General features: G+C 74.4%; 17 protein-coding genes and 1 pseudogene. 8 read left to right on the forward strand and 10 right to left on the reverse strand.

Annotated features, from left to right (window positions below; all coding sequences use genetic code 11):
- The first annotated feature begins 86 nt into the window (after positions 1–86).
- The 4 genes from SYYSPA8_RS35755 (at position 87) to SYYSPA8_RS35770 (ending at position 3,127) form a co-directional block, all read left to right on the forward strand.
- The gene (locus SYYSPA8_RS35755) at positions 87–1,772 is read left to right on the forward strand and encodes an FAD-dependent monooxygenase (protein ID WP_323451634.1); all 1,686 of its coding nucleotides are present in this window, start codon (positions 87–89) and stop codon (positions 1,770–1,772) included.
- A gap of 31 nt (positions 1,773–1,803) precedes the next feature.
- Positions 1,804–1,890, forward strand: coding sequence for a putative leader peptide (locus tag SYYSPA8_RS35760; protein ID WP_311307652.1), 87 nt, complete (start codon positions 1,804–1,806; stop codon positions 1,888–1,890).
- 80 nt (positions 1,891–1,970) lie between these two features.
- The gene (locus SYYSPA8_RS35765; protein WP_323451635.1) at positions 1,971–2,642 is read left to right on the forward strand and encodes a cupin domain-containing protein; all 672 of its coding nucleotides are present in this window, start codon (positions 1,971–1,973) and stop codon (positions 2,640–2,642) included.
- Positions 2,639–3,127 (forward strand): rhodanese-like domain-containing protein, encoded by a 489-nt coding sequence (locus SYYSPA8_RS35770; protein WP_323451636.1) that lies wholly within the window; start codon positions 2,639–2,641, stop codon positions 3,125–3,127. The genes SYYSPA8_RS35765 and SYYSPA8_RS35770 overlap by 4 nt, the downstream gene beginning before the upstream one ends.
- Before the next feature lie 164 nt (positions 3,128–3,291).
- On the opposite strand, the pseudogene recX reads toward SYYSPA8_RS35770, so the two are convergent.
- The 4 genes and pseudogenes from recX to SYYSPA8_RS35790 form a co-directional block, all read right to left on the reverse strand.
- Positions 3,292–3,930 (reverse strand): annotated as a pseudogene (gene recX / locus SYYSPA8_RS35775) (recombination regulator RecX); the annotation flags it as partial.
- The gene (gene recA, locus SYYSPA8_RS35780) at positions 3,900–5,039 is read right to left on the reverse strand and encodes a recombinase RecA (protein ID WP_323451637.1); all 1,140 of its coding nucleotides are present in this window, start codon (positions 5,037–5,039) and stop codon (positions 3,900–3,902) included. The gene recA and the pseudogene recX, both read right to left, overlap by 31 nt.
- Before the next feature lie 367 nt (positions 5,040–5,406).
- On the reverse strand, positions 5,407–6,558 hold the full coding sequence (locus SYYSPA8_RS35785; RefSeq protein WP_323451658.1) for an AI-2E family transporter: 1,152 nt from the start codon (positions 6,556–6,558) through the stop codon (positions 5,407–5,409).
- A gap of 273 nt (positions 6,559–6,831) precedes the next feature.
- Positions 6,832–7,026 (reverse strand): DUF3046 domain-containing protein, encoded by a 195-nt coding sequence (locus SYYSPA8_RS35790; protein WP_323451638.1) that lies wholly within the window; start codon positions 7,024–7,026, stop codon positions 6,832–6,834.
- Between the two features lie 78 nt (positions 7,027–7,104).
- Between SYYSPA8_RS35790 and SYYSPA8_RS35795 the strand changes: the two genes are divergently transcribed.
- Positions 7,105–8,040: a hypothetical protein gene (locus SYYSPA8_RS35795; protein ID WP_323451639.1), complete on the forward strand. Its 936-nt coding sequence runs from the start codon at positions 7,105–7,107 to the stop codon at positions 8,038–8,040.
- A 180-nt stretch (positions 8,041–8,220) separates the two neighbouring features.
- Here the strand turns inward: SYYSPA8_RS35795 and SYYSPA8_RS35800 are convergent, their stop codons facing one another.
- From SYYSPA8_RS35800 to SYYSPA8_RS35810, 3 genes are all read right to left on the reverse strand, one after another.
- Positions 8,221–8,529: an AzlD domain-containing protein gene (locus tag SYYSPA8_RS35800; RefSeq protein WP_323451640.1), complete on the reverse strand. Its 309-nt coding sequence runs from the start codon at positions 8,527–8,529 to the stop codon at positions 8,221–8,223.
- Complete coding sequence (locus tag SYYSPA8_RS35805) at positions 8,526–9,344, reverse strand: AzlC family ABC transporter permease (protein WP_323451659.1); 819 nt, start codon at positions 9,342–9,344, stop codon at positions 8,526–8,528. The genes SYYSPA8_RS35800 and SYYSPA8_RS35805 overlap by 4 nt, the downstream gene beginning before the upstream one ends.
- A 276-nt stretch (positions 9,345–9,620) precedes the next feature.
- On the reverse strand, positions 9,621–10,523 hold the full coding sequence (locus SYYSPA8_RS35810; RefSeq protein ID WP_323451641.1) for an AraC family transcriptional regulator: 903 nt from the start codon (positions 10,521–10,523) through the stop codon (positions 9,621–9,623).
- Between the two features lie 170 nt (positions 10,524–10,693).
- Here SYYSPA8_RS35810 and SYYSPA8_RS35815 point away from each other — a divergent pair, with 170 nt between their 5' ends.
- The 3 genes from SYYSPA8_RS35815 (at position 10,694) to SYYSPA8_RS35825 (ending at position 17,417) form a co-directional block, all read left to right on the forward strand.
- A complete protein-coding gene (locus SYYSPA8_RS35815; protein ID WP_323451642.1) occupies positions 10,694–15,364 on the forward strand; it encodes an ATP-dependent helicase in 4,671 nt (1,556 codons plus the stop codon).
- Between the two features lie 277 nt (positions 15,365–15,641).
- The gene (locus SYYSPA8_RS35820; RefSeq protein ID WP_323451643.1) at positions 15,642–16,472 is read left to right on the forward strand and encodes an Fpg/Nei family DNA glycosylase; all 831 of its coding nucleotides are present in this window, start codon (positions 15,642–15,644) and stop codon (positions 16,470–16,472) included.
- Between the two features lie 156 nt (positions 16,473–16,628).
- Complete coding sequence (locus SYYSPA8_RS35825; protein WP_323451644.1) at positions 16,629–17,417, forward strand: SDR family NAD(P)-dependent oxidoreductase; 789 nt, start codon at positions 16,629–16,631, stop codon at positions 17,415–17,417.
- On the opposite strand, the gene SYYSPA8_RS35830 is transcribed toward SYYSPA8_RS35825, so the two are convergent.
- The 3 genes from SYYSPA8_RS35830 to SYYSPA8_RS35840 all read right to left on the reverse strand — a co-directional run bounded on the left by SYYSPA8_RS35830 (position 17,380) and on the right by SYYSPA8_RS35840 (position 19,475).
- Positions 17,380–17,748, reverse strand: coding sequence for a hypothetical protein (locus tag SYYSPA8_RS35830; RefSeq protein WP_323451645.1), 369 nt, complete (start codon positions 17,746–17,748; stop codon positions 17,380–17,382). The two genes, SYYSPA8_RS35825 and SYYSPA8_RS35830, sit on opposite strands and share 38 nt — an antisense overlap.
- Positions 17,749–18,063: 315 nt before the next feature.
- Positions 18,064–18,534, reverse strand: a complete 471-nt coding sequence (locus SYYSPA8_RS35835; RefSeq protein ID WP_323451646.1) for a Dps family protein — start codon at positions 18,532–18,534, stop codon at positions 18,064–18,066.
- A 557-nt stretch (positions 18,535–19,091) separates the two neighbouring features.
- Positions 19,092–19,475 (reverse strand): helix-turn-helix domain-containing protein, encoded by a 384-nt coding sequence (locus SYYSPA8_RS35840; RefSeq protein WP_323451647.1) that lies wholly within the window; start codon positions 19,473–19,475, stop codon positions 19,092–19,094.
- Between the last annotated feature and the right edge of the window lie 38 nt (positions 19,476–19,513).

The following is a 19,513-nucleotide window of genomic DNA, read 5'->3' on the forward strand; positions in this document are numbered from 1 at the left end:
TGCATACGTTCTGTGATCACACACCGGGCCACCACGCTGCCGTTCGGGCCGCCCACCGCCTTCCCGCGAGGCCGGGGGGTCCCGCTGTGGACCCGGTGATCGTCGTCGGCGCGGGCCCGGTGGGGCTCGCGCTCTCCCTCGCCCTCGCGCAACAGGGCGTCCCCTCCGTGCTGCTCGACGAGACCACCGGCCGGGAGGAGCCGCGCCCCGCCCGTACGGTGGTGCTCCGCCCCGACACCGCGCACATGGTGGACCGGCTCGGCTGCACCACCCTCCGTGACGAGGGCGTCCGCTGGACCGCCTGGCGCTCCTACCGGCGCAAACAGCTGGTACGGCGGGTCGAGCTGACGGGCCCGCAGACGCCGACGGAGTCCGCCACGGAAGCACGGTCCCGTGACGTCGCTTCCGCTGCTTCCCCTGTCTCCGCCGCTTCCGCCGCTTCCGTGGTCTCCGCTCCCCTGCACCTTCCGCAGGACGCCCTGGCGCGCGGGCTGCGGGAGGCCGTCGCGGGCCGGCATCTGATCAAACTGGTCACCGGGAGCCACGTCGACTCGCTGGAGCAGGACGGCGCCGGGGTCACCGTGCACACCCGGGGGCCCGGGGCCACCTGGTGGCGGGGCAGCCATGTGGTGGGCTGCGACGGAGCACGCTCCACCGTGCGCAAACTCCTCGGCATCCGCTTCCCCGGCCGGACGGCGGTCGAGCGCCACGCCGTGGCCACGCTCCGCGCCGAACTGCCCTGGCCCGGCGAGGCCGTGCTGCACCGCCGGCCGCCGTGGCGCTCCGGCGGCGAGGAGATCACCGCCCGGCCGCTCCCCGACGGCGTGTGGCGGCTCGACTGGCTGCTGCCGCCGCAGGGGGAACTCGTCACCCCGGACGTCCTGGTGACCCGGGTCCGGGAGACCCTGGCCGGCTGGTGCGGCGAGACTCCCCCGTACGAACTGATCGACACCGGGGTGCACACGGTCCACCACCGGCTGGCCCGCGACTGGCGGGTGGGGCGGGCGTTCCTCGCGGGCGACGCCGCGCATCTGCTGGGCGCCCTCGGCACCCAGGAGCTGGACGAAGGGCTCCGGGACGCCGAGAACCTGGCGTGGAAACTCGCCCACGACTGGCACCAGGGCGCCGCCGAACCCCTCCTCGACAGCTACCAGTCGGAGCGCCGCACCGCCGTCGCGGCCCGGCTGCGCGCCGCCGACCAGGCCCTCTCGGTACGCGGCGGGGCCCTGCGCAGCCGCCTCCCGGGCGCGGGCCGGGGCCAGGCCACCCTGCTCGCCGACGGACATCTGGGGCTGGGGCAGCTCGGCGCGCCCCCCGCGCACCCCCACTTCCCCCTCGGCCCCGTGTGCGCCCCCGCCCAGGTCGTCCTGGGGACGGCCCTGGGGGCCCAGGTCGCCGACGTACGGATCACCGCTCCGGACGGGTCCGGCGCGCGGCTGTGGGACCGGGTGGGCCGGGGGCGGCTGCTGGTGGTGCTCGTCGCCCCGGGTACGGGGGTGTGGGACCGGCGCCACTGGCAGAGCGCGGGGCTGATGCCCCGGCTGGCGGAAGCGGTGGCCGCGCTCCCGGCACGGGCCGAACTGCTCGTGGCCGAGGCCTATCCGGGCGCCGCCGCCCACACCGTGCTGCTGGTGCGCCCCGACGGTCATCTCGTCGCCTCGTTCGCCGGGGTACGGCCCGAGGAGCTGTACGCGGCGGCCGACGCGGTCCGGGGCGGTGAGCCCTCCACCGCCTCCAGCGCCTCCAGCGACCGTACGGCGGACGTCAATTGACCCGGCTCCGCGCCCTGGTCATACTCGCCGTATGACCGACACCGATGTGCGTCTGTGGCGGAGGGTCCATATGGATCTGCTCCGTTACGCGGGCTGCGTGTGTCGTCCCTCCTGCTGAATTCGCCTCTTTCCCCGCGCCGCCGCGCGCTTCCCGCCCGGCTCCCGCGCGCCCTCAGCGAACTTCCAGGACGGTTTCCCATGTCCCAGGCTCCACCCCGCTCCGCGCTGCTCACCGCGCCGCCCCCCGCCGCCCCTCTTCTTCCCACCGATCCTCCCTCCGGTCCTCCCGCCGATCCCGTCGGCGGCTCCGGATCCGGTGACTCCGGATCGCGTGACTCCGGGTCGGTGACGGCCCGTCCCGATCCGGCCGTCTCCCCGGCACCCACCCCGGCGGAACTGCTCGACTTCGTCCGGCGCACCGCCGCCGACCGGGCCCTGATCGCCTCGCTCCCCCTGGTCGCCGGGGAGCGGACCTGGGTACGCCTGGACGGGCCGGGCGGCAGCGAGGCATGGCTCATCGGCTGGCCGCCGGGGACGGGCACCGGCTGGCACGACCATGCCGAGTCGCACGGGGCCTTCGCCACGGCGCACGGCGAACTGACCGAGCGTTCCCTCGCCGTACGGCTCCCGGCCGGCGGCTGGCGGGCCCTGGAACTGCACGAGGGGGTGGACCGGGAACGCCGGCTGGCCACGGGGCAGGGGCGGGCCTTCGGCACCCACCATGTGCACGAGGTGCTCAACGAGTCCGCCACCGAGCACGCCGTGTCCGTCCACGCCTACCACCCGCCGCTGCCCCTGATCCGCCGGTTCGGCCGGACCGGCGCGGTGCTCCGGCTGGAGCAGGTCGAACACCCGGAGGACTGGCAGTGAGCGACACGACCACACCCGCCGGCGGCAAAGAGCCCGACGGGACCGGACCGGTACCCGTCGGCATCGACGACCTGCTGGAGCAGGTCCGCGCCGATCTGGACCGGGTGGGCCCGGAGCAGGCCCGCCGGGAGGCGGCCGACGGCGCCGTGCTGGTGGACATCCGCTACGCGGCCCTGCGCGACCGGGACGGTCTGATCCCCGGCGCACTGGTCGTGGAGCGCAATGAGCTGGAGTGGCGGCTGGACCCGCGGGGCAGCCACCGTCTTCCGGAGGCGGTCGGCCATGATCTGCGGATCGTCGTCGTCTGCAACGAGGGTTACGCCTCCTCTCTCGCGGCGGAATCCCTCCGCCGGCTGGGCCTGCACCGGGCGACCGATCTGATCGGCGGTTTCCAGGCGTGGCGGTCGGCGGGGCTGCCCGTGCACACCACGCACAACACGGACACCACCGACGCTCCCGACGCCACGGCCGTCACGAACGGCTGATCCCCTCCGGCCGCCGGCCTCCCGGGGCTGCGGCGCGGAAGGAACGGAAGGACGGGAACATGGCGCCCCGTCCGCCGGCACACGAGGTCGCGCGGGCGGGGACGGTCAGGACCGGTGGGGCGAGGACCGGCGGGGGCGGGGCGGGGCGGCGCGGGACCCGGGGGTCAGTACCCCTCGTCCAGCCCCACCAGGTCCCCGTCCTCCAGGTCCTCCGCCAGGCCTTCCTCCTCCAGGGCCTGCCGCACGACCCGCAGCGCCACTCCCTCCCCGTAGCCCTTCCGGGCCAGCATCCCCGCGAGCCGGCGTATCCGGCGGTCGCGGTCCAGCCCGCGGGTCGACCGCAGCTTGCGGGCGACCAGCTCCCGCGCGGTCTCCTCCTCCTGCTCGGGGTCGAGCCGGTCCATCGCGTCGTCGATCAGGGCCGCGTCCACCCCCTTGGTCCGCAGCTCCCGGGCGAGCGCCCGGCGGGCGAGGCCCCGGCCGTGATGCCGTGACTCCACCCAGGCCCCCGCGAACGCGGCGTCGTCGATCAGCCCCGCCTCCTCGAAGCGGGACAGCACCTCCTCGGCCACCTCCGGGGGGATGCCCCGCCGGTCGAGCGCGTCGGCGAGCTGCTTCCGGGTACGCGGGGTCCCGGTGAGCAGGCGCAGGCAGATCGCCCGCGCCCGCTCGGCCGGGTCCTGGGACGGCGGCTGCCGATCGGCCCTCGACGAGTCGGAGCCGCCGTCCTGTCCCCGGGGCCGCCTCTCCGCTGCAAACGGCATGGCGGACCCTAGCTCTTGGCCGCCGCCGACTTGGCCGCCCGGGACTTGGCGGCGGGCGCCGCCACGGCCTTGGCCGGCTCATCGGCGGACGCGGGCGCGGCACCTGCGGCGTCCGGGCCCGGCTCGGCGGCCGCGGCCTCCGGGCGGATCCCGACACCCAGCTTGGTCTTGATCTTCTTCTCGATCTCATCGGCGAGATCGGGATTGTCCTTCAGGAAGTTACGGGCGTTCTCCTTGCCCTGGCCGAGCTGGTCGCCCTCGTACGTGTACCAGGCGCCGGCCTTGCGGACGAAGCCGTGCTCCACGCCCATGTCGATCAGGCCGCCCTCGCGGCTGATGCCCTGGCCGTACAGGATGTCGAACTCGGCCTGCTTGAAGGGCGGCGCCACCTTGTTCTTCACGACCTTGCAGCGGGTGCGGTTGCCCACCGCGTCGGTGCCGTCCTTCAGGGTCTCGATACGGCGGATGTCGATCCGGACCGAGGCGTAGAACTTGAGCGCGCGGCCACCGGTCGTGGTTTCCGGCGAGCCGAACATCACGCCGATCTTCTCGCGGAGCTGGTTGATGAAGATCGCGGTCGTCTTGGACTGGTTCAGCGCGCTGGTGATCTTCCGCAGCGCCTGGCTCATCAGCCGGGCCTGGAGACCCACGTGGGAGTCGCCCATCTCGCCCTCGATCTCCGCCCGGGGCACCAGCGCCGCGACGGAGTCGATCACGATGAGGTCGAGTGCGCCGGAGCGGACCAGCATGTCGACGATCTCCAGCGCCTGCTCGCCGTTGTCCGGCTGGGACAGGATCAGGTTGTCGATGTCGACGCCCAGCTTCTTCGCGTACTCGGGGTCGAGCGCGTGCTCGGCGTCCACGAAGGCGACCTGGCCGCCCGCCCGCTGCGCGTTGGCCACGGCGTGCAGGGTCAGGGTCGTCTTGCCGGAGGACTCGGGGCCGTAGACCTCCACCACACGGCCGCGCGGCAGGCCACCGACGCCGAGCGCGATGTCGAGCGCGGTCGAGCCGGTGGGGATCACCTCGATGGGATCGTTGGGCCGGTCGCCCATGCGCATCACTGCGCCCTTGCCGAATTGCCGTTCAATCTGTGCGAGCGCGGCGTCGAGCGCCTTCTCGCGGTCGGTTCCTGCCATGGGTTCCACCCGATTTGCTTGTGTCGATCGCTTCACGTCAAAGACGCTAACCCCTGCCACTGACAATGGGCCCGGCGTCCCTGCCGGCCTGTGGAAAACCCTGCGGTAGCCGGGTGCCGCATCACCCATGAGAATAGATGTTCGATTTTGCTGTCAAGCAGACTCGCCACCCTCTCCGCACCCCATCAAAATTATCTATATGCCTACAAATCACCCCGCCCAGACGTCCGGACCGTCGGCCCGCCGACCCTCCGGACACCGGCGCTCGGCGCGGTCTCCGTAACGTCCGTCACACCGGTCCGTCACACGGAAGAGCCCCCGTCCACGGTCGGGTGGACGGGGGCTCCGCGGTCTCGGCGCGCGGGGCGCGGGTCAGTCAGGCGGACCCCTGCCCCGAGCGGCCCCGGGCGAGCACGGTCCGCCCCTTCGCCAGGGTGCCCCGGGCCCGCCCCATCAGCCGGCCGCGCTCCCGCTGCCGGTGGCCGTGGACCCGGGGGTCGTCCGTGACGTCGTACCGCCGCACGTAGGCGCCCAGGAACGCCTGGAGGGTGGCGACCGCCGGAATCGCGATCAGCGCGCCGACCGCGCCCATCAGGGCCGTACCCGCGATGACCGAGCCGAAGGCCACCGCCGGGTGGATGTCCACGGTCCTGGCGGTCAGCTTGGGCTGGAGCACGTAGTTCTCGAACTGCTGGTAGATCACGACGAAGCAGAGCACCCAGACCGCGTACCAGGGGTTCACGGTGAAGGCGATCAGCATCGGCAGCGCACCGGCCAGATAGGTGCCGATGGTCGGGATGAACTGCGAGACCAGCCCCACCCACACGGCGAGCGCCGGGGCGTAGGGCACCCCCAGGGACTCCAGCAGGATGTAGTGCGCGCCACCGGAGATCAGCGCCATCAGGCCGCGCGAGTAGATGTAGCCGCCGGTCTTGTCGACGGCGATCTCCCAGGCGCGCAGCACCTCGGCCTGCTTGGCGGGCGGCAGGACGGAGCAGATCCCCCGCCGCAGCCGGGGCCCGTCGGCGGCGAAGTAGAACGAGAAGAGGAATATCGTCAGCAGCCGGAACAGCCCGCCGAGGACGGTGGCGGAGACGTCGAGGACGCCGGTCGCGCTGTCCTCGACGTAGTTCTGGAGCCAGTCCGAGCGCAGCACGCTGTCCTGGACCTCGACCCGGGACAGCTCGGTCTTGAAGGTCAGGTTGATCCAGCTGATGACCGAGTCGAGGTACTTGGGGAAGTCCTCGACCATGGTCACGATCTGGTCGGCGAGCATCGAGCCGAGCATGACGACGAAGCCGACGGCGGCGGCCAGCACCCCGAAGAAGACGAGGAAGGTCGCGAGCCCCCGGCGCATGCCCCGGGAGGCCATCCGGCCGACGGCCGGCTCGATCGCCAGGGCGATGAAGAACGCGATCAGGATGTTGATCAGCAGGCCGATGAGCTGGTGGAAGGCCCAGCTGCCGAGTTGGAAGCAGGCGTAGAGGGCGAGCGCGAGGAGCATCGCGCGCGGCAGCCAGCGGGGCATCCGGACCGGACCGCCCGTGACGCCCGTGCCGTCTGTGCCGTCAGGGGGTGGGGCGCTCGGCGGCCGCGCCTCCCGGTCCGGACCGGCCTTCGGGGGCGTACCGGGGCCGGCGCCCTGCTGGGGCACCCCGGTTCTGTCGGTGTCGTCCGGGATGCCCGGGTCCTGTGCGTCGGTCTTCGGAGCCACGGGGTCAGTGTCGCGTACCGCGCGCCTGGCGGGAAAATCGCCCCGGGATCCGGGGGTCCGGGGCGCCGCCGGGAGGGTGCCCGGCGGTCACCGCTTGTCCGCCGGAACGCCTGCGGCTGCGCAGACCGCGCGCCAGACGTCCCTGGTCTCCCAGCCGGCGTCCAGGGCCTCGTGCACGGTACGCCCGCCCAGCTCGGACATCACATGGTCGCGTGCGAAGGAGTCCGCGTACGAGGCACCGAAGTGGTCCGCCATGCGCTCCCAGAAAATCGTCAACCGCATGCCCCCAGTATCCCGCCCCCGGGTAGCGGTATCGCCGGTTCCGTATGCCGGGAGCACTTTCCGCCCTACGGTCGGGGCATGGCTGGAACCGGAGCAGGCCCCGACCCGTCGTCCTCGTCACCGCTCTCCCGTGCGGAGCGGTTCGTCTGGCTCACCGCACGGGTACTGGAGCAGCGGCGTTTCGCGTACCACTTCCTGGGCGGGGAAGCGGACCCCGTCGAGGCCGCCCTGACCGCGTATCTCCGGAGCGACGGGGGCTACGGCCACGGGCTGGAACCCGATCTGCGGGGTCCCGTCAGCCAGCCCCTGCACACGGGGCACGCGCTGCGCGTGCTGGACTCCATCGGCCGTTGCGGCGGGCTGCGGGTGGAGCGGGTCTGCCGTTACTTCACCGATGTGTCGACCCGGGAGGGCGCGCTGCCCGCCGTCCATCCGTCCCAGGGGGGCTATCCGGCGGCTCCGTTCGTCCCGGTGGTGGACGATCCGCCGGGGTCGCTGCTGGCGACCGGTCCTGTGGTGGGTGTGCTCCACCGCAATCAGGTCTGGCACGCCTGGCTCTTTCGGGCCACGGACTTCTGCTGGGCTGCGGTGGAGTCCCTGACCGACTCCCACCCGTACGAGATCGAGGCCGCCGTCGCCTTCCTGGACGGGGTGCCCGACCGGGTCCGCGCGGAGGTGGTGGCGGACCGGCTGGGGAGACAGGTCCGGGAGCGGCGGATGGCCGTGCTCGACCCGGACCGGATCGCGGACCATCCGGTCGCAGAGGGGTATGCGCCGGGCGAGCACCACTTTCCGTACGACTACGCGCGCACGCCCGGGTCGCTGGCCCGGCGCTGGTTCACGGGGGAGGAGATCGAACGCTCCCTCGACCATCTGGCGGCCGCGCAGCAGGAGGACGGCGGCTGGCCGGTCACCTGGCGGCAGTGGGCACCGGGGCCGGCGCTGGAGGCCCGGCCGCTCGTGACCATCGAGGCACTGCGGACGCTGCGGGCGTACGGGAGGGTCGTCGGCTGACGCTCCGCCGATGTCGGCGGACGCCCGGTGCGCCGTGACCGCGACCGCCGTCCGGTCGCCGCGTACCGGGTGCGGACGGACGAGCGCGCCGGACATCCGGCCGGTACGGGTCACCGGGCGGACGTCACGAGCAGCGGGCACGAAGGCGGGGGCGGAGTCACCGGGTGCGCGGTGCCCCGGTCAGCCGCCGAGCGCCCGTACCCCCGCCGTGACGGCGACGGCCGCCGCGACCACGACCAGGAAGGGGGCGCGCAGCAGCAGGGCGAGGGCCGCCGCGCCGATTCCGGCGGCGCGGGCGTCGAGCACCAGGGCGGTGCCGGTGGCGAAGGTCTGCTGCGCGGTGAGGGCCGCGAGCAGGGCGACCGGCAGCAGCGCGGCCAGCCGCCGCACGACGGGGCGCTCCAGCGTGTGGGCGGGGACCAGCAGGCCGGCCAGTTTGACGAGGTAGCAGCCGACGGCGGTGGCGGCGATCGCGATCCAGACGCTCAACGGTCCTCCCCGGGTGCGGTGGTGTGCGGCGGCTGTCCGCCGGTGGGCACGGTGGGCGGCGGTGTGTCCGGCCCGGTGGGCCGCGGGCGCGGGTCCGCGGCGCCCCGGCCCGTGAACCAGAGGACGGCGGGTGCGGCGAGGGCGGCGACCAGTACCGGGACACCGGCGGGGAGCAGGGGCAGGGCGCCGAGGACGAGGACGACCGCGAGCGCGGCGGCCGCGCGTTCCGTGCCGGTGCGCAGCATGGGGGCGAGGAGGGCGAGGAAGACGGCGGGTCCGGCGGCGTCCAGGCCCCATGCCCGGGTGTCCCCGATGGCCTCGGCGCCGACCGCTCCGGCGAGGGTGGTCAGGTTCCACAGGACGTACAGCGTCGCGCCGGTGACGGTGAAGCCGAGGAGTGCGGCCCGCCGGGTGGGCTGGGCGAGGGCGACGGCCGCGGTCTCGTCGATGACCCAGTGCGCGGCGAGCGGCCGCAGGAAGCGGGGCAGGGCGAGCAGCTGGGACAGGCGCAGCCCGTAGAAGGCGTTGCGGACGCCGAGGAAGAAGGCCCCGGCGGCGGCCGTGAAGGGGTTGCCGCCCGCCGCGAGCGCGCCGACCAGGGCGAACTGCGAGGCACCGGTGAAGACCAGCAGGCTCAGCAGACAGGTCTGGAGGATGCTGAGCCCGGAGCCCGCCGCGGTCACCCCGAAGGCGAAGCCGGAGAGGCCGACGGCCACGCCGACACCGAGGGCGTCGCGGACCACGGCCCGGTCGGGCTTGGCTCCGGGACCCGTGCCGGGGCCGGTTTCGGGGCCGCTGCCGGTTTCCGCGCCGATGGCGCCGGGTATCGGGGAGTCCGCCGCGCGGGGCGGCGGGGGGCTCTCTGGGAAGGTTGTCTGTTCCACCACGCCGGGGACCCTACGCGGGGACGTGACCAGCGGTCTTGTACGTTCTTGCGATTCGGTTCCGGCCTGTCCCCCGGCGGTCCCCGGCCATTTCCGGTCTGTCTCAAGTCCGCTTTCGGTCGTCTGTCCCCTGGCTGCTTTCGGCCTGTTTCCCGTCGGCTTCCGGTGTGTCCCCTGTTCGCCGGTCGGGTCACCGCGCTCCGTCACTCAGGCGGCCGGCCGGGGCGGGCCGGGGGTGCCGCCGCCGGGGCCGTCCGGGCGGTGTACGGCGTGTTCCCTGCGGTAGGCGCCCGGCGGCACCCCCACGATCCGCGTGAAGTGACGGTTGAGATGGGGCTGGTCGGTGAAGCCGACGGCGGCCGCGGTCTCGGCGGGGGTGCCGCCGTTCTCCAGGAGCCTGCGCGCCCGGCGGACCCGGGCGTCGGTGAGCCAGGTGTGCGGGGGCATGCCGTACGCCGTGCGGAAGGCGCGGAGCAGGACGAAGGGGCCGGTGCCGACCTCCTGGGCCAGCTGTTCCAGGGAGGGCGGATCGGCCATGCGCTCCTCCAGCAGGTCCCGGGCGCGGGCGGCGGCGCGGGCGCCGGATTCCTGGGGGGTACGGGCGGGCAGCCGGCTGCCGTACCGGGCGAGGAGCCGGGCGATCGCGACCCGGAGCAGGCTGTCGGCGGCGAGCGCGTTGCCCGCCTCGGCGGCCCGGTGGACGCCCCGGATCAGTTCGGCGGCCCTCGGGTCCTCGACGATGGTCTCGCCGAAGCCGGGGGTGCCGTGCGTGCCGTGCGCGGTGCCCGTGTCGGCCGCTATCGCGGAGACCAGCTCGACCGAGGGGTAGAGGGTGGAGTAGGTCCAGCCCTCGGGGCCGCCCGCGCGGGCGGAGTGCGGCACCTCCGGGTTGATCATGACGACGGTGCCGGGGCGGGCGCTGATCACGCCCTCGGGCAGGTGGACCTCCTCGACCCCGCCGGTGACCGCGCCCAGGGTGAAGCCGTCATGGCTGTGGCGGCGGAAGGTGTGCCGGACGTAGTGCGCGCGCAGCAGGTCGAGGCCGGGCAGCTCCTCGTACCGCCAGTGTCTCGCCCACTCGCCCGTGCCGCCCCCTGCCGGATCTTCCATGGCTCCATTGTGCGCCGCGCGGTCCGGGACCCGCCGACCCGCCGGAGGGGATGGCTCCGGGCAGGGCCGGGCACCCACTGAGCCGGAAGGATCAGATCCGGATCGGCGGCGACCAGCCGGAACGCCGTCGGGACGGCCGGTTGTCAGTGGCCGGGTGCACGATGGGGGGCATGGCCAGGACTGCGCTCGACTCCTTCTCCCCCGCGACCCGTGGCTGGTTCACGGGAGCCTTCAGCGCGCCCACCGCCGCGCAGGAGGGCGCCTGGCAGGCCATCGGCGAGGGATCGGACGTCCTGGTCGTGGCCCCCACGGGATCCGGCAAGACCCTGGCGGCCTTCCTCGCCGCGCTGGACCGGCTGGCCTCCACGCCCCCGCCGGCCGATGCCAGGGCCCGCTGCCGGGTCCTCTACATCTCCCCGCTCAAAGCCCTCGCGGTCGATGTGGAGCGCAATCTCCGCAGCCCGCTGACCGGCATCCGGCAGGAGGCCGTGCGGCTGGGGCTGCCCGAGCCCGAGGTGCGGGTGGGCATCCGGTCGGGCGACACCCCCGCCGCCGAGCGCCGCTCGCTGGCCACCCGGCCGCCGGACATCCTGATCACCACCCCCGAATCGCTCTTCCTGATGCTCACCTCGTCCGCCCGGGAGGCGCTGGCGGGTGTGGAGACCGTGATCCTCGACGAGGTCCACGCGGTCGCCGGGACCAAGCGGGGCGCCCACCTCGCCCTCTCCCTGGAGCGGCTGGACGAGCTGCTGCCGCGCCCGGCCCGCCGGATCGGCCTCTCCGCCACCGTGCGCCCGGTCGACGAGGTCGCCCGCTTCCTCTCCCCGCTGCGGAAGGCCCGGATCGTCCAGCCGCCGTCGGCGAAGGAGTTCGACCTGTCCGTGGTCGTCCCCGTCGAGGATCTGGGCGAGGTGGGCGGCTCACCCGCGGCCGACGCCGGCGGGTCCGGCGCCTCCTCCGGCGCCGGGGACCGGCCCTCGATCTGGCCGCATGTCGAGGAGCGGATCGCCGACCTGGTCCAGGCGCACCGCTCCACGATCGTCTTCGCCAACTCCCGCCGCCTCGCCGAGCGCCTGTGCAACCGGCTCAACGAGATCGCGTACGAGCGGGCCACCGGCACCGCCCTCTCCGCCCCCGACCCCGGGACGGCCACCGGAGCGGCACCGCCGAAGAGACCCCCCGCCGAGATCATGGCCCAGTCCGGGGCCGCCCAGGGCGCCCCGCCGCTGCTCGCCCGCGCCCACCACGGCTCCGTCTCCAAGGAGCAGCGGGCCCAGGTGGAGGAGGACCTGAAGGCAGGCAGGCTCCCCGCCGTGGTGGCCACGTCCAGCCTGGAGCTGGGCATCGACATGGGCGCCGTCGACCTCGTCGTCCAGGTCGAGTCCCCGCCGTCCGTCGCCTCCGGGCTCCAGCGGGTCGGCCGCGCGGGCCACCAGGTGGGCGCCGTCTCCACCGGCGTCGTCCTCCCCAAGTACCGGGGCGACCTGGTCCAGGCGGCCGTGGTCACGGAGCGGATGCGCACCGGGGCGATCGAATCGCTGCGCGTCCCGTCGAATCCGCTGGACGTGCTCGCCCAGCAGCTGGTCGCCATCGCCGCCATGGACAGCCGGCCGGCCGACGACCTGCTGGCGCTGGTCCGCCGGGCGGCCCCGTTCGCGTCCCTGCCCGAGTCCGCGTTCACCGCCGTCCTCGACATGCTCGCCGGACGCTACCCCTCCGACGCCTTCGCGGAGCTGCGCCCCCGGGTCGTCTGGGACCGGATCGCGGGGACCGTCACCGGCCGTCCCGGAGCCCAGCGCCTCGCCGTCACCTCCGGCGGCACCATCCCCGACCGGGGCCTGTTCGGGGTCTTCCTGGTCGGCTCCGACCCGAAGAAGGGCGGCGGCCGGGTCGGCGAGCTGGACGAGGAGATGGTGTACGAGTCACGGGTGGGCGATGTCTTCACCCTCGGCACCACCTCCTGGCGGATCGAGGACATCACCCGGGACCGGGTGCTGGTCTCCCCCGCGCCCGGCGTCCCGGGCCGGCTGCCCTTCTGGAAGGGCGACCAGCTCGGGAGGCCGCTGGAGCTGGGGCGCGCGGTCGGCGCCTTCCTGCGGGAGGTCGGCGGGGCGGCCGAGGACGACGCCAGGCTCCGGCTCCTCGCCGCCGGCCTGGACACCTGGGCCGTGGACAACGTCCTCGCCTACCTCGACGAGCAGCGCCGGGCCTGCGGTCATGTCCCCGACGACCGCACCATCCTGGTGGAGCGGTTCCGGGACGAGCTGGGCGACTGGCGGGTGGTGATCCACTCCCCGTTCGGTGCCCAGGTCCACGCCCCGTGGGCACTCGCCCTCGGCGCCCGCCTCGCCGAGCGGTACGGGGTGGACGCGCAGGTCATGCACGCCGACGACGGCATCGTGCTGCGGCTCCCGGACGCCGATCTGATGGGCCTGGACCTGCTCGACCAGGAGCCCGCCGACGGCGGCGGCTCCCTGTTCGACGACCGGCCCCCGGTCGGCGCGGCGGACGCCGTCTTCGACCGGGGCGACATCGAGCGGATCGTCACCGAGCAGGTCGGCGGCTCCGCGCTGTTCGCCTCCCGGTTCCGGGAGTGCGCGGCCCGGGCCCTGCTGCTGCCCCGCCGCCGGCCCGGCAAGCGGACCCCGCTGTGGCAGCAGCGGCAGCGCGCCTCCCAGCTGCTCCAGGTGGCGAGCGAGTTCGGCTCGTTCCCCATCGTCCTGGAAGCGGTCCGCGAATGCCTCCAGGACGTCTTCGACGTGCCCGGCCTCACGGAGCTGATGGGCGACATCGAATCCCGCCGGGTCCGCCTGGTCGAGGTCACCACGGCGGAGCCCTCGCCCTTCGCCCGCTCCCTGCTCTTCGGCTATGTCGCCCAGTTCCTGTACGAGGGGGACTCGCCGCTCGCGGAGCGGCGGGCCGCCGCGCTCTCGCTGGATTCCCGGCTCCTCGCCGAGCTGCTGGGCCAGGCTGAGCTGCGCGAGCTGCTCGACCCGGACGTCCTCGCCGAGCTGGAGCGCGAGGTCGGATGGCTCACCGAGGACCGCCGCGCCAAGGACGCGGAGGGCGTCGCCGACCTGCTGCGGATCCTGGGGCCGCTGACCGGCGCCGAGCTGGCCGGGCGCGGCGCCGACCCCGAGTGGGCAGCTGAGCTGGCGGCGGCCCGCCGGGCCATCCGGGTCAGGATCGCGGGCGAGGACCACTGGGCCGCGATCGAGGACGCGGGCCGGCTGCGGGACGCGCTGGGGACCGCGCTTCCGGTGGGCGTCCCCGAGGCGTTCACCGAGCCGGTCAAGGACCCGCTGGGCGATCTGCTCGCCCGCTACGCCAGGACCCACGGCCCCTTCACCTCCGCGCGGGTGGCCGCCCGCTTCGGGCTGGGCACCGCCGTCACCGAGGGCGCGCTCCAGCGGCTGGCGGCGGCCGGCCGGATCGTGCAGGGCGAGTTCCACCCCGCGGGCATCGGACAGGAGTGGTGCGACGCGGCCGTGCTGCGCAGACTGCGGCGCCGCTCCCTCGCCGCCCTGCGGCACGAGCTGGAGCCCGCGCCCCCGGCCGCGCTCGCCACCTTCCTGCCCCAGTGGCAGCACCTGGGCGGCGGGCTGCGCGGCGTCGACGGGCTGGCCCGGACCATCGAGCAGCTCCAGGGGGCCGCCGTGCCCGCCTCCGCGCTGGAGAAGCTGATCCTGCCCTCCCGGGTCCACGACTACGGCCCGGCCCTGCTGGACGAGCTGACCATGACCGGCGAGGTCGTCTGGGCCGGCGCCGGCCCCCTGCCCGGCAAGGACGGCTGGATCTCCCTCTACCCGGCGGACACCGCGCCCCTGCTGCTGCCCCCGCCGCGCCCGCTGGAGCCGACCGCGCTCCAGGAGTCGGTGCTGACCGCCCTCGCCCCCGGGTACGGCCTCTTCTTCCGGCAGATCGCCGACCAGGTCAGAGCCACCACCCACCCGGACGCCACCGACACGCAGCTGGCCGACGCCCTGTGGGAGCTGGCCTGGTCCGGGCGGCTCACCAATGACACGCTCGCCCCGCTGCGCGCCCTCCTCGGCTCGGGCCGCACCGCCGGATCCACCGCCCACCGGGCCCGGCGGACCGTGCCCCGGGGCCGGTACGGCGGACTGGCGGCGGCCCGGCCCGCCGGCCGGAGCGGGCCACCGACGGTGGGCGGCCGCTGGTCCCTGCTGCCCGCGCCCGCGCCGGACCCCACCCATCGCGCCCACGCCCTCGCCCGTACCCTGCTCGACCGCCACGGCGTGGTGACCCGGGGAGCGGTGGCGGCCGAGGGGATCGAGGGCGGCTTCTCGGCGGTGTACCGGGTGCTGTCGGCCTTCGAGGACAGCGGCCAGGCCCGCCGGGGCTATGTGGTGGAGGGCCTCGGCGCGGCCCAGTTCGCCGTCGAGGGCGCCGTGGACCGGCTGCGGGCGGCGACCACCGCCGGGGAGCGCGGTGAGGGCCACCGGGCGCCGTCGGCCCTGGTGCTGGCCGCGGCGGACCCGGCCAACGCCTACGGCGCGGCCCTGCCCTGGCCCGAGTCCCCGGCGGGCGCGAGCCACAAACCGGGCCGGAAGGCGGGCTCGCTGGTGGTCCTGGTCGACGGCGAGCTGACGCTGTACGTGGAGCGCGGCGGCAGAACCCTGCTCGCCTGGGCGGACACCCCCGACGCACCCGCGCTGCACGCGGCTGCCGCGGCCCTCGCCGACGCCGCCCGCGCGGGTGCGCTGGGGACGGTCACGGTGGAGCGCGCCAACGGGGTCCCCGCGCTGACCTCGCCCCTGGGCCCCGCGCTGGAGGCGGCGGGTTTCCATGCCACCCCGAAGGGACTGCGCATACGCCCCTGACCCGGCCACGGACGGGGCAGTGAGCAGGCCCGGTGCCGTGGAGCGGAGGGCCAAGGACTGTCACCCCGGGCCGCGCGGGGCCGACCCGGCCCCGACACCGCACGCTGCCCCGGGAGCGGCCCCCACGAGGAGGAATCGCGACGCCGCGGGCGCCGAGGACCGCGACGCCGGAGAAGGTGCGGTGCCCGGGCAGATGGGCCGGCAGCGTCCCGGCTCCGGGCCCGTGGTCCCGCATCAGTGCCGCATCCACGCCTCATCAGTGCCGCATCATGGGGGCATGCCCGAAGGAGACACCGTCTGGCGGACCGCGAAGCGGCTCGACACCGCCCTCGCCGGGCAGGTGCTGACCCGGTTCGACCTGCGGGTGCCCCGGTTCGCCACGGCCGATCTCACCGGGCGGCGGGTGCGGGAGGTGGTGCCGCGCGGGAAGCACCTGCTCACCCGGATCGAGGGTGGGGTCACCCTCCACTCCCATCTGCGGATGGACGGGGCCTGGCGGGTGTTCCCGGCGGGCGGGCGCTGGAGCGGCGGCCCCGGGCACCAGATCCGGGCCGTCCTCGGCACCGATGCCCACACCGCCGTCGGCTACCGCCTCCCGGTGCTGGAGCTGCTGAGCACCGGCGACGAGCAGCGGGTGGTGGGGCATCTCGGACCGGATCTCCTCGGCCCGGACTGGGACCCCGGCACGGCGGTGGCCGCGCTGCTCGCGGATCGGGCCCGTCCGCTCGGCGAGGCCCTGCTCGATCAGCGCAATCTCGCGGGGATCGGCAATGTCTACAAGTCCGAGCTGGCCTTCCTCGCCGGAGTCACCCCCTGGCTCCCGGTGGGGGACCTGCCCGAGGGCGTCATGGCCCGCCTGGTCGCCACGGCCCACCGGCTGCTGGACGCCAACAAGGACACTCCGGAACGGCGCACCACGGCCCCCGGTTCCCGGGCCGCGGCGTCCCGGCTCCATGTCTACGGCCGGGAGGGCCGGCCCTGTCCGCGCTGCGGCACACCGGTCCGCCGCCATGCGCGCGAGGACGGCACGGAGGAGCGCGTCTCCTACTGGTGTCCCGGCTGCCAGTCCGGCCCCGGCCCGGATCCTTCGGCCGGCCCCGCCACCTGACGCGCCACCGCCTGACGCCCCCACGCCCGGGCCCCACCACCCGTTCACCGGACCGCTCCGGCTCCCTGTCCGGAAGCCCCGCCGGGCATCCGCGCCCGAAGTCGTCACCCCGCACCTTGATTGACACATCGTCAGATCCGGTCGTACGGTCCCCGCATGCCCCTCACGGCGTACGACCTCAGCGGCAGGACGGCGTTGGTCACCGGCGCGGCGAGCGGCATCGGCCGGGCGTCGGCGGTCCTGCTGGCGCGGGCGGGCGCGTCGGTCCACTGTGCGGACATCGACGAGAAGGGCCTGGCCCGGACCCTGGAACTGATCGACAGCGACGGCGACGGCGGCCCGGGACGTGGACGGTCCCTCACTCTGGACGTCACCGACCGCTCGGCCGTCGCCGCGGCCGTGGCCGGCATCGTCGCCGGTGACGGGCGGCTGGACATCGCCGCCGCCGTCGCGGGCATCATGTTCAGCGCCTCCGCCCTGGAGACCACGGACGAGGACTTCGACCGGGTGCTCGCGGTCAACACCAAGGGCGTGCTCTACACCTGCCAGGAGTCGGCCCGCGCGATGATCGGGCGCGGCATCCCGGGCTCGATCGTCACCGTGGCCTCCACCGCCGTCGACATGGGCCATCCCGGGACCCTCGCCTACAGCGCCTCCAAGGCGGCCGTGGTCCAGCTGACCCGTACCTTCGCCACGGAACTCGGCCCCCGGGGGATACGGGTGAACAGCGTCGCGCCCGGCTGGATCCGCACCCCCATGACCACCACCGGCGAGGCCGGGGACGACCATGCGAGGGCGCAGGCCATGGCGAAGCGGTCCCCGCTGGGCCGGCCGGGCGAGCCGGATGAGGTCGCCCACACGGTGCTCCACCTGGCGTCCGACGCGTCGTCGTTCACCACGGGCCAGGTCATCCGCCCGAACGGTGGCGCGACGATGCCCTGGTGACCCCACCCGGGTCACCCTGCGCGCCCTGCGCGTCCGCCGTCCGCTCCACACCGCCCCTCGCGGCGCCCCGGCGACCGTCGACCCGGCGACCGTGGGTCCGGGGACCGTCGACCCGGGGACCCAGGAAGCGGCGCCGCCCCCGGTGGGCCGTCACATGGACCGGAAGCAGGCTCAGCCCCCAGCCGCCGGCCAGCACCACGGCCTCGACGGGACCGGCACGCTCGGGCGCCGCCACCAGCCGCACCAGGGCCCACCACCAGAGCCCACCCGCGACCGACGCGACCGCCAGCACGGCCAGGACGGGCCCGAGGCCGCCTCCGCGTTCCGCCATGGCTGCCTCCCTCGGCACCACGCTAGGGCCTGTCTGACGGATCTTGCTGGGGCTCGCGTGCCCTGGCACCGCACCTCGCCGCGTTGTCGTCAGTCGCCGATGCTCCGCATGGACTCCCTCCTCCGCCTTGCGATCCACGGCACCAGACCCCGCTCCCTTACCCAGCCTGATCCGTCAGACAGGCCCTAGGGCTTCCCGATCACCCCCAGGGAGGGCGCACCGGGGGTGACCCCGGGCGCGCGCCCCCGGACCGCGCCGTCCCCACCACCCCGCAGACGGCCACAGCCGCCACGGCAGCGGCGACAGCGGCGACAGCTACGCGCTTTCCGCCTGGAACATCCACGAATGCTTTTCGAGGTCACCCGTCAGCCCGATCAGGATGTCCTGGCTCACCGGGTCGGGGTCGCCGGTCACCTCGATGCGCTTGCGCATCCCCACGATCACCGCTTGCAGCGCGCCCACCATCACCCGGATCGCGTCGGTGTCCTTGATCCAGCCCTCCGGTACGGTGCCAATCGCGCTCTGCGCGGCCACCGTCGCGGACCGCCCGTCCGGCGTCACACCGATCGCGGAACATCGCTCGGCCACCGTGTCCGAGTGCAGCCGGGCGGTGTCGACCACCTCGTCCAGTTGCAGATGGACGGAGCGGAAACGTGGGCCGAGGACGTTCCAGTGGACCTGCTTGGCCACGAGCGAGAGATCGACCAGATCCACCAGCGCTCCCCGGAGCGCTTCTCCGACGACCTTGAGATCGGCGTCGGACAACGGGCTCTTCACCACAGACATGCAGGGCCTCCACTCGATAGGCGACGTTTTCCACCATGACATAGACCCCCGAAACAGACATACGGACGGGTGTCGCACGAGCGCGCACCGCAGCGCGCGGACCGCGAACCGCCGACCGGTCGTCTGCCGGCACGCCTACCCGGGCCTCCGGCACCCACACGCCCCCGCCGGCCCCCGCCACCCCTGCCGGCCGTCCGCAGACGTCACGCTCCGTGCATCACCAGGGGATGTACCGCCGCCCCGCACCGCCCCTCGGGCAGTCGTCAGCGTCCGTCCGGACCCCGCACCGCCGCCCCCGGCCACTGGCGGAACTCAAGCCTCACCCAAGCCCGGCGCAAGCACGCGCCCCGGACCGTCCCGCCCGACCCCCCCAAAAAAGGACCCCTTGCACCCCTACGCAAGAACCCCGGCCCGCCGCCCGCAAGGGCAGCGACCGGGGTCAGGGTCGCACCGCACCGTATCCGCGCCGGCGGAGGGATCGCCTCCCGGCCCGGTCCGCCGAAGACCGTAAAACGCCGTACCGGGTGGTACGGCGGAACGGGTCGACGCCCTGCGCATTACGCCGCGACGACGTCGACGGCCTCCGCCGGCGCCTTGATCGTCACCCGCTCCGTGGGCACACCGGTCACCGATGTCACGGAAACGGAGTTCAGCATCGTACGAACCGGCGTGGGCACCGGTTCGCTGGCCGCTGTGGAAGCAGCCAGCTCGGCCAGCGACAGCTCGTCACTGACTTCACGCATCAGCTCGGACATCCGTACGTCCAGCGCGTCGCAGATCGCGGAGAGCAGCTCGGAGGAAGCCTCCTTCTGCCCCCGCTCCACCTCGGAGAGATAGCCGAGCGAGACTCGGGCGGACGAGGAGACTTCGCGCAGAGTACGGCCCTGGCGCTGGCGCTGCCGACGCAGCACGTCACCCAGCAGGCGACGGAGCAGAATCATCGGTGGCTCCCTCCTCGGACCGCGTAACCGCATCCTTC

Origin of the sequence: Streptomyces yaizuensis, from assembly GCF_034961445.1 — a bacterium.
In the GTDB taxonomy this organism is placed as follows: Bacteria; Actinomycetota; Actinomycetes; order Streptomycetales; family Streptomycetaceae; genus Streptomyces; species Streptomyces yaizuensis.

Coding starts and splice junctions, on each gene's coding strand:
- SYYSPA8_RS35760 (WP_311307652.1), top strand. CDS start 1,804: ATGACCGACACCGATGTGCGTCTGTGGCGGAGGGTCCATATGGATCTG.
- SYYSPA8_RS35765 (WP_323451635.1), top strand. CDS start 1,971: ATGTCCCAGGCTCCACCCCGCTCCGCGCTGCTCACCGCGCCGCCCCCC.
- SYYSPA8_RS35785 (WP_323451658.1), bottom strand. CDS start 6,558: ATGCCCCGCTGGCTGCCGCGCGCGATGCTCCTCGCGCTCGCCCTCTAC.
- SYYSPA8_RS35790 (WP_323451638.1), bottom strand. CDS start 7,026: ATGCGGTTGACGATTTTCTGGGAGCGCATGGCGGACCACTTCGGTGCC.
- SYYSPA8_RS35795 (WP_323451639.1), top strand. CDS start 7,105: ATGGCTGGAACCGGAGCAGGCCCCGACCCGTCGTCCTCGTCACCGCTC.
- SYYSPA8_RS35810 (WP_323451641.1), bottom strand. CDS start 10,523: ATGGAAGATCCGGCAGGGGGCGGCACGGGCGAGTGGGCGAGACACTGG.
- SYYSPA8_RS35815 (WP_323451642.1), top strand. CDS start 10,694: ATGGCCAGGACTGCGCTCGACTCCTTCTCCCCCGCGACCCGTGGCTGG.
- SYYSPA8_RS35820 (WP_323451643.1), top strand. CDS start 15,642: ATGCCCGAAGGAGACACCGTCTGGCGGACCGCGAAGCGGCTCGACACC.
- SYYSPA8_RS35825 (WP_323451644.1), top strand. CDS start 16,629: ATGCCCCTCACGGCGTACGACCTCAGCGGCAGGACGGCGTTGGTCACC.
- SYYSPA8_RS35830 (WP_323451645.1), bottom strand. CDS start 17,748: ATGGCGGAACGCGGAGGCGGCCTCGGGCCCGTCCTGGCCGTGCTGGCG.
- SYYSPA8_RS35835 (WP_323451646.1), bottom strand. CDS start 18,534: ATGTCTGTGGTGAAGAGCCCGTTGTCCGACGCCGATCTCAAGGTCGTC.
- SYYSPA8_RS35840 (WP_323451647.1), bottom strand. CDS start 19,475: ATGATTCTGCTCCGTCGCCTGCTGGGTGACGTGCTGCGTCGGCAGCGC.